The organism is Nioella sp. (assembly GCF_964229645.1).
GTDB lineage: Bacteria > Pseudomonadota > Alphaproteobacteria > Rhodobacterales > Rhodobacteraceae > Nioella.
Map to the genome: position 1 here is coordinate 1 of NZ_CAXREX010000255.1, position 10899 is coordinate 10899.

Below are 10899 nucleotides of genomic sequence, written 5' to 3' on the forward strand. Positions count from 1 at the left end.
CGCAGCGCGGTGAGGATATTGGGAATGGTCCAGGTCATCTGAGGCTCCGAAAAGCGGGGCGGCGGGTCTTGCGCCAGCCCGGGGGAAATGCCTGGCCAATCTACGCGCTTGCCGGGTCGGGCGCGCCCCCTGCTGTGCCGATGCCCGGACTGCTAGCCCGAATTTTCATCCCGCATCCTGTTGTGCCTGTCCCCCCGTCCGTTCGAGACGCGGCCTATACCGATGAGAGGCCCCGGCTCCCTTTGCGCGGATTTACCGGGGGGCCGACGTGGCGCATCTGGATCACGCATTCACGCGCCCCCCGGCCCGTGCCCTGCCCGGCCTTGCCGGCCCCGGGGCCGGGTGGGGCGCGAAAGACGTTTCAGGAGCCCAAAATGCTTGTCTCGGTGCTGCTCATCCTTCTTGCCGTGGCGCTGTTGCGCCGGCGCGGCCATGGCCGCTGGCTCGCATGGGTTCTGCCTGCAGCCATCCTGATGCTGACGGTGCTGAGCGGGCTTCAGATCGGCTTGGGCCAGATCACCGGGGAAGGCGTGAACGGGGCGGTCTTCTACCACCTGCGCACCGGGCTGGAGGGGGGCGATGTCAGCCAGTATGGCTGGGTCATCGCGGCGGGACTCCTGGCGCTGGCGGCGGTGGCGGGCAGCCTGTGGCGGGCCCGCCGCTGGATCCGGCCCGGCTCTGACACCCCTGCGCGCCGGTGGGACACGGCAATCGCGCTCTTGGTTCTCGCCGCGCTTGCGGTTCATCCCGTTCCCATGGCCTCGGCCGCCTACGCGCTGCGCTTTTCGCTGGTCGCACAGCAGGTCGAGGGCTTTCATGACCCGGTGCGCGATCCGGCCGGGCCGGAAAGCCCGCGCAACCTCGTGATCCTCTATCTCGAAAGCCTCGAACGGACCTACATGGACGAGACCCGCTTTCCCGGGCTCACCCCCTACCTGTCCGCGCTGGAAGAGCGCGCGATCACCTTCACCGATCTTGGCCAGACCACCGGGGCCACCTTCACCGTGGGCGGCATGGTGGCCACGCAGTGCGGGGTGCCGCTGATCCTGTCGGGTGGCGGGGGGAACGCGATGCGCGTGACCCAGTTCCTGTCGGGGGCGACCTGCCTTGGCGATATCCTCGACGAGGCAGATTACACCCTGTCCTACATGGGCGGCGCGTCGATCGAGTTCGCCGGCAAGGGCGCCTTCTACCAGTCGCACGGGTTCGACGAAGTGACCGGGCGCGACGAACTGGTGGGGTTGTTGGACGATCCGACCTACCTGACCGAATGGGGGCTTCAGGACGACTCGCTCTTCGATCTCGCGCGGTCGCGGTTCGACCGGCTGGCCGCTGGCGACCGCCCCTTCGCGCTGAGCCTTCTGACGCTCGACACGCACCCCCCATATGGCCATGCCGCGACAAACCGGGGATGCGCCGGGATGCAGTATGGCGATGGCAGCAACCCCAATCTCAACGCGGTTCTGTGCGACGACTACCTGGCCGGGCAGTTCATCGAGGAGATCCTGTCGGGGCCGCATGCCGAAAACACCGTGATCGCGGTCATGTCGGACCACCTGGCCATGGGCAATACGGCGACCGACCAGTTGAACGCAGGCCCCCGGCGCAACCTTCTGATGATCCTTGATCCGGCAACCGCCGCCGCCCCGCAGGCTGTAAACCGCCCGGCCACCACGCTGGATGCCGGCCCCACCCTGCTGAGCTACCTGGGCTTCGACATGCCCAGGATGGGTCTTGGCGTCGATCTTCTGGGCGCGGCGCCCACGATCCCAGAAGAGCTTGCCGTGGCCGCCGATGACAGCCGGGCGCTCGATGCGCATGTGATGGGCTACCAGTCCGTTTATACCCGGCTCTGGGCCTTCCCCGACATCTCGGATGGTCTTTACGTGAACCTGGAGCGGGGCGAGGCCAATTACGGGCGCTCGGCCTTCCCGGTGCCGACGCTTCTGGCCTTCGACGCAGATCACACGATCACCGAGATTTCGCTCAGCAACGATCCGGCCTTCAACACCTCGCTGACCCAGATCGTGATGAACCTGCCCGAAGGCACGCCCTACATGTGGTTCGACGATTGCCGCGCGCTTGGCGTTCTGCGCCCGGACGAGGGGCTTGAGGAGCGGCAGGCGCTGTGCCTGGCCAGCGGGCAGCGCGGGGTTTCTGCCACCGCGCGCCCGGTGCCGCGCTCCACCTTCCTGTCGCAAGAAGACCTGGCCGCAATGCTGAGCCCGCCGGAAGACAGCCAAAGCGTTCCCGAAACCGAGGCGCTGACGCGCATCGGCGTGCTGCGCGGCGACCTGCCGCAAGAGATCGCCTACCCCGCCCTTCTGACCGGCGAGCGGGGCGTGTTGCTGCAATCCTCGGCCTTCGGCGCGGGGGCGAGCCTCGTGCGCCGCCAGACAACAGACACGCTCGACAGCGGCCAGGACTGGCTGCTTGGGCGGGGGCTGCACCTGGTGGGGATCACCGCCGATGGCCGCGCCGAACCGCTCGACTGGATGGACCAGTGCACGCCCGGCTTCAGCGCGGCCGATCACAGGCCCTGGGCCGATCAGATCGCCGAGAGCCGTGGCCGCTTCGTTGGCCATGCGATCATGGTGCAGGACACCGCTTTTTGCGGGCGCGCGTCGGACCAGATCGCGCCGGCGCTCGACGGGCTCGACCTGCCCTTGCTGCGAACGCTGGAGGCACGCCAGGCCTATATCGGCCTGTTCGACGACGCGGGCGCAGTGCGCGAATTCGGCAATGCCGCCTTTCCCCGGGTGCGCCTGCTGCTGACACCGTCGGGCGGTGACCCGGTCGTGACCCTGCCTGCACCTGTCGAAGCCGCGGCCCCGGTTGCGCCTGCGGCCCCGGCTGCTGCTCCGGCTGCGGCCCCGGCCCCGGTCGTTCTGGCTGCCGCCCCGGCGGCGGAGCCTAGGCCCGCGCCGGCCATTGCCGCCGCCCTGCCCGCCGGTCCCCGCATCGAACCGGACCTTGCCGCCTGCAACGCACCGGGCGCACGGGCAGAGCCGATGCCCGTGGCCCCCTTCCCGCGTGCGACCCGGATCGCGGGCGAGGCTCTGACCGGCCCGCTTGGCTTTGGCCGCGGCTGGTGGAGCCAGGAACGCGCCGGACGCTGGAGCGGGGCGCGCGAAGTGGACTTCACCCTGATCCTGCCCGAGACCGCCGGGGGCCTGACGCTCACGCTCGACCTTGCCTCTGCCGAGAGCCGAACGGTCGCCCTCATCCATGACGGGGTGGAACTTGCCGCGCGCCCGGTCCTGGGCGACGTGGGTTTCGCCGCCGAGCTTGGCATGCTGCCCCGGGGTGTCCCGGTCACCCTGCTTCTGTCCATTGGCGGCCCCGATCTGACCTGCCCCGCCCTGCGCGGGCTTGGGAATGACGCGCGCCAGATGGGGGTCATGCTGAAGGCCGTGACGCTAGGAGACAGTGACGGACCGGTAGCCGTGCAGCCCCCACCTGCCGCGACCCCGGTGGCGTTGCCCATGGCTGACAGCCCCGCCGCGCGACTTGAGGGCTGCATCGGCCCGGAGGCCGGCACCGCCCCCCGCACGGGACTGGCCCCCCTTCCCCTGTCGCGCGTGGTGCCCGTGCCCGAGGCCGAAAGCGCCGCGCTCATGGGCTTTGGCGCGGGCTGGTGGTCGCCCGAGGCCTTCGGCCGCTGGATGGGCGATGGCGCGGCCGAGATCACGCTCGTGCTGCCCGACACCCCCGCCGACCTGACGCTGGCGTTGTCCGTTGCCGCCTTCGGGGGGGAAGCGGTCAACCTTGTGCTCTCTCATGACGGCCAGCAGATCGGACGCCAGCAGACCGGGGTAAACCGCCCCTTCCTGGCCGATGTCTCGGCCCTGCCGCGCGGACAGGAACTGCGCCTGTCGCTTGCCCTGCCCGGGGCCAGCCTGGGATGCCCGGCCACGCGCGACGGGGCGTCTGACCAGCGCAGCCTGGGCCTGATGCTGCAATCCGTGCGGCTCGACCCCGACCGCACCGCGCCCTTCGGCAGCAGTATCGCGCTTGGCGGGGGCCGGATCGGCGACCTGACTGCCAGCAATTCCTTCGACGCGCTCGGGGCAAATATCGACCGCTTCGAGGTGTTCGAACTGGATCTCGACTGGACTGCCGAAGGAGAGCTGGTCTGCATCGACGACTGGCAGCATAGCTTCGAGACCCGCTTCGGCGCACCGATCTCGACGCCGCCGGACCATGACCTCTTCCGCCAGTTGCTGGCCGCAAGCCCCGATTCACCGCGCAATTGCGATCTCGACGGGCTGGCGGGCTGGCTTCGGGCCAATCCCCGCACCCGGATCGTGACCGACGTGTCGGACAACCCCGTCGCGGCCCATGCTCTGATTGCCGAGCGTCACCCCGACCTGCGCGCGCAATTCGTCCCGCAGGCGATGCGGCCCGAACAGATCACCGCCCTGCGCGAGCTTGGTTTTGCCCAGGTCATCTGGGCCCCGGAGTCGGGTTTGCCCATCGACGCAATCATCAACGAGGCCCGCAACCGGGCCCCGACCGCACTGGCCCTGACGCTGGACGCGGCCCGGGGCGGCGCGTTGCAGGCCCTGAACTCGGGCACCGGGCTGCCCGTTTACCTGCGCTCCAGCAATGACCCCGCCGAGATTGCCTGCCTCATGGCCGAGGGGGCGGCGGGTGTCTTCTCGGATGACCTGGGATCAGACCAGGTGAACGCCCTGGGTGACCTGCCCGCACCCTGCCCTTCGTGACTTCTACCAAGACGGACCCATTCCATGAAAAGACCTTATTCCCACCCTGCCCGCGCGACCCTTCGCCCGGTGATTGCCGCCCTCATCCTTGCCGTCTGGCAGGGGGGCGGGGCTGCCCTGGCCGAGACGGGCGATCTGCCCGAACCGGCGACAGCGGCGCCCTTCACCATGTCCATCGGCCATGGCGGCGGGCGGCTCGACGGGGTGGTCAAGACCAATTCCTACGATGCGCTCGACGCCAATATCGACCGTTTCGAGGTGTTCGAGCTGGATTTCGAATGGACCGCTGATGGCGAACTGGTCTGCATCCACGACTGGGAGATCAGCTATACCACCCGCTTCGGCACCCCGACCGAAACCGCGCCCGACCATGCCACGTTCCAGCGCCTTCTGGCCGAAACCCCCGATGCGCCCGGCAATTGCGACCTTGACGGGCTGGCGGACTGGATGCGCGCGCATCCCGACATCCGCATCGTGACCGACGTCAAGAGCAACCCCGTTGCCGCGCATGAGCTGATCGTGGCGCGCCATCCTGACATCGTGACGCAATTCGTGCCGCAGGCCTACCGCCCCGACGAGATCGACCGCTATCGCGCGCTTGGCTTCCAGGAGGTGATCTGGACCCTTTACAAGTATCGCCACGGAACCGATCCCGAGGCGGTGATCCGCGAGGCGCTGGACCATGCGCCCGATGCGATCACCATGCCTTATCTCAGCGCCGAAGCGGGCCTGATGGCCGCGGTGATCGAAGGCACCGGCCTGCCTGTCTATGTCCACACCATCAACCGCCCCCGCACCACCGCCTGCCTGCTGGCGGCAGGCGCTGCCGGGGTCTATTCCGACGATCTTGGCCAGGCCGAAGTCGAAGCCCTGTCTGACGCTGACGTCGACTGCAACTGAGGATACGCCCATGACCACCCGCAAACAGATGACAATCGGCCAGGAACTGGCCCGCCTGCGCAACACCGCGACCTGGTCGCTGGAGGGGCTGCTGGCCTGCTGGCGCGAGGAAAAGAGCCTGCGCCAATGGGCGGGGCTGAACCTTCTGGGCTGGGGCCTGCTGGCCGTGGCCGGGCTTTCTACCGCCGAAACCGTGCTGCTGGTGGCGCTCGGTGGGCTCGTCATGGTGGTCGAGCTTCTCAACAGCGCTGTAGAGGCCACGGTCGACTACGTGTCGACCGACCGGCATCCGCTGGCCAAGAAGGCCAAGGACATTGCCAGCGCCGCAGTGATGATGACGGGGCTTGTGTGGGGGCTGTGCTGGCTGCTCGTGCTGCTTGGCTGAGCTTGGCTGGCCCGTCTGGCGCCCCGCCGGGCAATGATCTATGTCTGGCCGCGTGCACCACAGACCAGACAGGGCCATGCAGACCGCCAGCGATGTCTTTGACGCCTACGAGGCGATCCGGACCCTTCTTCCCCCGATGCCCCGGGCCGGGGCAGGGCAGGATATTGGCTCGCTCCTCGATATCGCGGCAAAGGTCGATGCCTTCGTCTTCGATGCGTTCGGGGTGCTGAACCTGGGCGACAGCCCCATCCCCGGCGCGGCCGAGCGGGTCGGGCAACTGCGCCAGATGGGCAAGGCCGTGCGGATCCTGTCGAACGCGGCCAGTTACGACCGGCAGGCCGCCTTCGCCAAGTTTGCACGCCTGGGCATTCCCCTTGCTGAAGACGAGCTGGTCACGAGCCGTGACGCGACACGGCTGGCGATGGATGACCGGCTGTGGGGGGTGATCGCCGCGCCGGGCGACACTTTGGCTGACCTTCCGGGGCAATGCCTGCGGCTTGGGGCCGACCGGGCGGACTATGACCGGGCCGAAGGGATCGTGTTCCTGTCCAGCGCGGACTGGACAGATGCGCGCCAGAAGATCCTGATCGAGAGCCTCGCGGCTCACCCACGCCCGGTGCTGATCGGCAATGCCGACCTCGTGGCGCCGCGCGAAACCGGGCTGACGCTGGAGCCGGGGCATTTCGCCCGCAGCCTGCCGGACGGGGCCAACCGGCTCGTCGGCAAGCCCTGCGCGGATGCCTCTGACCTGACCCGTGCAACGCTGCCCGGCTGCGCCCCCGGCCGGATCGCCATGTGCGGTGACACGCTTCACACCGATAGTCTCGGGGCTGCGGCGCAGGGCTGGCGGACAGTTCTGGTGACGGCGGACGGGCTCTTTTCGGGACAGGACACGCGACCCTACGAGGCGCGCTCCGGCATCATTCCCGACTGGCGGCTGGCACGGATCTGAGGCAGCCGAACCTTCTTCTTAAGATATACTGATAGACCGAAAGCGCTTTCCGGCCTATCAAGTACGCGACCCGCACAGGCAGCCCAGGAGGCCCGCACAGTAGATGATCGCGCCACGACCAAAGTCCTTCCCCGCCCCGTCAGGAAACGCCCCATGAGGCGCGGACCTGCATTCGCGGCAGGGCTGTGTCTTCTGGCGGGGCTCGGGGCCTGTGCGGCCCCGCGGGTGGACAGCCCGGTCCCCGTAGAGGAGCTGACACCGCCGCAGATCGTGGCCGGGTGCTGCGACCGGGCGGGGGATTACCCTGACTGGATGCTGGAACTGGCCGATGCCAGCAGCGAAACCATGCGCCAGGTGGGGCTGATCCAGCTGCGCCCGGGCCGGATGACGGACCAACCCGAGGCCCGCGCGGCGCTCGTGGGCGCGCTGCAACCGCTCGACGTGTTGTTCTTCCATTCCGACAACCGGGTTTCGGGCCTGCTCATTCCCGGCCAGTTCACCCATGGTGCGGTCTACCTGGGCAGCGAGGCTCAGCTTCGCGCCGCCGGGTTGTGGAACCTGCCCGCCCTGCGCCCCTACCAGGCGCAGATCGCGGCGGGCGACATCTACCTCGAAGCGGTCGATGGCGGCGTCCGTCTGATCGGGCCGGAGGTGGTGCTCGACACCGATGCGGTGGTGGCGCTGCGCCCCCGCGGCATCAGTGCGCCCGCCACCATGGCGCGCGGGCTTGGCATGATGGGCGTGCCCTTCGACATGCGCTTCGATGCGACCGATGACAGCGCGCTCTTCTGTGCCGAGATGATCGCGCGGATGTATCCGGCAGCCGACATGCCGCGCACGGCGGTTCTGGATCGCGAAACCATCGTCATCGACGGGATCGTGGCCGGGGCGCTGGCGGGCGACCTGCCTTTCGGCCTTGTGGGCTATGTCGAGGCGACAACGGGTGGCGGCGCGCGGGCGCTGTCGGCGCGTGACCTCGCCTGGGATATCCGCCTTGAATGGCCCGACCCCTAGGACCGCTCAGTCGTTGTCGCTAAGCCCCGCGCCCGCGCCCGACAGGCGGCTTTCGTCGGTTGCTGGCGCATAGGTTCGATGGGCAAAGCGGGCAAGGCTGTCGGCGGTCTCGCCGCACATGACGGCTCGGAAACCCGCCTGTAGGGGGGTGCCTGCGGCCTCGGATGTCGTGACCGTCACCCGGAGTGCCCGCGCGGGGCAGCTTTGGGGGCCGGGCAGAGCCAAGGGGCCTTTGGGGCCCAGAACGGCTTTCGCCCCGTCGATCTCCACGGCCAGGGTCGTGCCGGTCCGCGCCGCCGTCCAAACCAGGAACGGGATCAGCAGGATCGGCGCGTCCAGCCCCGAAACACTCAGGCCTTCGGGTCCGACCGCCAGTGCCCCGTCGCTGATCGCGGTGCCAAGGGCCAGCGGGCACTGGTCCGCCTCGCCCCGGTCGCGGGCCTGCAACAACTGGTCGAGCGCGCGCGCCCCGTCCAGCCCGTTGCCTGCCAGCCAGCGCACCGCGCGGCCCGCCTCCTCGGCCATGCCCCAGCTGTAGTCGGCCCCGCGCGTGGCCTTCCTGGCCAGCGCCTCGGTTTCGTTCAGCGAGAAGATCGGCGTCATGACATGGTCCTTTCCGGTGCGGGCAAGCTCCAGTCATCGGCCGCGACTTGCGACAGCTCGGCAGGCAAAGGTGCGTTGCGATACATGTTGATGCGCACCCACCTGTCCGAGCGCGGGTCGAAGTGACCTGCCCCGAAAAAGGCGAGCTTGGCGCGCAGAAGGTCGATGGGCAGCAGATCGGCGCCAATCGTGTTGTCGCGGATCTCGGCATAGGGGAAGCGCGCGGCGATCTGGGCGCGTCGGGCGATGTGGCGGTGCTGGGGGAAGCGCATCAGGAAAGCGCCGACACTGGTATCGGGTGCCCCGGCAAGGTCGCGATGCATCCGGGCCGCGTCCCGCCCCGGGCAAAGCGGTTGTTCATAGGCGGCAATCCCCGGTTCCTCCCGCCCCCCGAGACGCGGTTCCAGCTTTTCCTCGGACGTATACCAGACATTGGCCTGCGCGCCCGGATCATCCCAGTCGATCGCAAGCGCCCAGTCATAGACATCCTCGACGATGGCGCGAAGTCTTGCGGTCGACATGGTGCCGTCTATCCGCGTGGTATTGGCTTCGTCGGCATGCATCGCCTCGGCCAGCGGATCGACCAGATCGGGGAAGGGTTCCAGCATCAGCGAGACCAGCAATTCCTGCCCGTCGATGCCCAGTTGCGCCTCGCCCCAAATGTAGAGCGCATCAAGGGGCAAGGCCCCGGCGAGGTCTGCCGTTTCAAGGTGATCGCACAGGGCGCGCATATCGGCCCGCAGGCGGGCCAGTTTCTCGACCTGAAGCGGATGGGCCGATTGCCAGCTGTCCACCTCTGCATGCGCCCGCGCGGCCAGCGCGCGCAAGGCTTGGGCCGCATCCGCACCGATCCGGGGCAAGGCGCGCACCCGCGCCAGCGCCTTTTCGCGCGCGGCGATCCAGCTGTGCAGCAGGACCGGATGGTTGATCAGGAAAGGGGCCATGCCAAGCCCGGTGGAATTGCCGATGCCAAGCCGGCGGCGCATATCCTGGGCCAGCGGCACGGCCTTGCCTGGTGCCCGGACCTTCGCCATGTGGTCCACCAGGTCCAGCACGAAGGCGCGGGTAAGGTAGACGCTCAGCATCTCGATCTGGAACGGCGCGCGGAATTCGGGCCGGTTCTCGGTCCATTCCCGGTCGGCCGCGCCAAGCTTGCCAGAGCCATAGACCGCCGTTGTGCGCATCAGGTAGCCCACGTCTTCGATCATTTCAGGGTCCGGCTGACGCCCCGCGGACAGACGCTCGACCACGTGATCCCACAGCCTGACCGAGCGGTTGGCGCGGCTGACGGACAGCTCCGACTGGCTGACGCGGCCCGCTTCCTGAAGCGGGATGTTCCGTGCAAGCCGGGCAATGTCATCCTCGCCCGGCACCCCGTCAAAGAGCGTGAAGGTCGCGTCCCACTCGGTCGCGATCACCCGGTCCGAGCGTTTCTCGGGCGGCAGGTCATTGGCGAAAGCGACCAACGAATAGCTGTTGCGGGGACCGTGGGCGGCGTAGACCGCGACCCCCACACCCCGCGCGTCGATGTCGAAGCGGGGGCGGTCGAAACGCCAGCCTTCCCGCTTCAGGCGGCGCAGCAGGATGCGCATGAAGGACAGGCGGCACTGGTGGAAGGACCCCATGCGCGCCAGAGTCATCACCTTGCGCGGGTCGCGGGGGGCGATGGTCGATCCTGTCATACTGTCCTCCGGTGTCATGGCTCAGGCCGGGGTAAAGTTTTCCGTGAAGAAGCGGTGCCAGTTCCCGCCCATCAGCCCCGCGACCTCATCCTCGCTGAAGCCCTTGGCGCTGAGGCCCGCCCCGATCTGCCCGAAATCGCGATTGTCCCTGAACCACGTGGGCTGCGGCGGGAAGCCGGGCGCGGCGGCGCTGCCTTCGCCATAGTCGATCTCCTTGGTCCAGCGGCCCACGCGCATCCATTCGACCACGCTGTCGGGCTGGTCCTGGCACAGGTCGCTGCCAATGCCGAAATGCTCGGCACCGAAGCGCTCGGCGGCCTCTGCGATCATCGAGCAGAAGCTGTCGAGCGTGCAGGCCGACTTGCCCTTGAGGTGATGGGGATAGAGCGAAAACCCCATCATCCCGCCGTTCTCGGTGACCGCGCGCACCACGTCGTGACGCTTGTTGCGCAGGGCCGGCTGCCAGCTGTGCAGGTTGGCATGGGTGATGGCGATCGGGCGTTCGGACCATTCGGCTGCTTCGATGGTCGAGCGGTCGGCGCTGTGGCTCATGTCCACGACCATGCCGACGCGGTTCATCTCGCGGATGACCTGCCGCCCCATGCGCGTCAGGCCGGGGTCTTCGGCCTCGTAGCA

At 68.4% G+C, this 10899-nt stretch carries 8 protein-coding genes; 5 read left to right on the plus strand and 3 right to left on the minus strand.

Annotated features, from left to right (window positions below):
* The first annotated feature begins 374 nt into the window (after positions 1 to 374).
* The 5 genes from ACEQXV_RS17040 (at position 375) to ACEQXV_RS17060 (ending at position 7978) form a co-directional block, all read left to right on the plus strand.
* Positions 375 to 4727 carry a sulfatase-like hydrolase/transferase gene (locus ACEQXV_RS17040; RefSeq protein ID WP_370270162.1) on the plus strand — a complete coding sequence of 1451 codons (4353 nt, stop codon included), beginning with the start codon at positions 375 to 377 and terminating at the stop codon, positions 4725 to 4727.
* 24 nt (positions 4728 to 4751) lie between these two features.
* Positions 4752 to 5627 carry a hypothetical protein gene (locus ACEQXV_RS17045; RefSeq protein ID WP_370254160.1) on the plus strand — a complete coding sequence of 292 codons (876 nt, stop codon included), beginning with the start codon at positions 4752 to 4754 and terminating at the stop codon, positions 5625 to 5627.
* A gap of 10 nt (positions 5628 to 5637) precedes the next feature.
* Complete coding sequence (locus ACEQXV_RS17050) at positions 5638 to 6012, plus strand: diacylglycerol kinase (RefSeq protein ID WP_370270163.1); 375 nt, start codon at positions 5638 to 5640, stop codon at positions 6010 to 6012.
* A gap of 76 nt (positions 6013 to 6088) precedes the next feature.
* A complete protein-coding gene (locus ACEQXV_RS17055) occupies positions 6089 to 6964 on the plus strand; it encodes an HAD-IIA family hydrolase (RefSeq protein WP_370270165.1) in 876 nt (291 codons plus the stop codon).
* 153 nt (positions 6965 to 7117) lie between these two features.
* The gene (locus ACEQXV_RS17060; RefSeq protein WP_370270166.1) at positions 7118 to 7978 is read left to right on the plus strand and encodes a YiiX/YebB-like N1pC/P60 family cysteine hydrolase; all 861 of its coding nucleotides are present in this window, start codon (positions 7118 to 7120) and stop codon (positions 7976 to 7978) included.
* 6 nt (positions 7979 to 7984) lie between these two features.
* Here the strand turns inward: ACEQXV_RS17060 and ACEQXV_RS17065 are convergent, their stop codons facing one another.
* The 3 genes from ACEQXV_RS17065 to ACEQXV_RS17075 form a co-directional block, all read right to left on the minus strand.
* Positions 7985 to 8581, minus strand: coding sequence for a DUF3726 domain-containing protein (locus ACEQXV_RS17065; protein WP_370254165.1), 597 nt, complete (start codon positions 8579 to 8581; stop codon positions 7985 to 7987).
* Positions 8578 to 10263 carry a hypothetical protein gene (locus tag ACEQXV_RS17070; protein ID WP_370270167.1) on the minus strand — a complete coding sequence of 562 codons (1686 nt, stop codon included), beginning with the start codon at positions 10261 to 10263 and terminating at the stop codon, positions 8578 to 8580. Before ACEQXV_RS17070 ends, ACEQXV_RS17065 begins: the two co-directional genes overlap by 4 nt.
* A gap of 21 nt (positions 10264 to 10284) precedes the next feature.
* A partial coding sequence (locus tag ACEQXV_RS17075; protein ID WP_370270168.1) for a membrane dipeptidase occupies positions 10285 to 10899 on the minus strand: 615 nt, incomplete at its 5' end.

Excerpts from the sequence above, each read along its gene's own strand:
- ACEQXV_RS17040 (WP_370270162.1), top strand. The coding sequence starts at position 375 with ATGCTTGTCTCGGTGCTGCTCATCCTTCTTGCCGTGGCGCTGTTGCGC.
- ACEQXV_RS17045 (WP_370254160.1), top strand. The coding sequence starts at position 4,752 with ATGAAAAGACCTTATTCCCACCCTGCCCGCGCGACCCTTCGCCCGGTG.
- ACEQXV_RS17050 (WP_370270163.1), top strand. The coding sequence starts at position 5,638 with ATGACCACCCGCAAACAGATGACAATCGGCCAGGAACTGGCCCGCCTG.
- ACEQXV_RS17055 (WP_370270165.1), top strand. The coding sequence starts at position 6,089 with ATGCAGACCGCCAGCGATGTCTTTGACGCCTACGAGGCGATCCGGACC.
- ACEQXV_RS17060 (WP_370270166.1), top strand. The coding sequence starts at position 7,118 with ATGAGGCGCGGACCTGCATTCGCGGCAGGGCTGTGTCTTCTGGCGGGG.
- ACEQXV_RS17065 (WP_370254165.1), bottom strand. The coding sequence starts at position 8,581 with ATGACGCCGATCTTCTCGCTGAACGAAACCGAGGCGCTGGCCAGGAAG.
- ACEQXV_RS17070 (WP_370270167.1), bottom strand. The coding sequence starts at position 10,263 with ATGACAGGATCGACCATCGCCCCCCGCGACCCGCGCAAGGTGATGACT.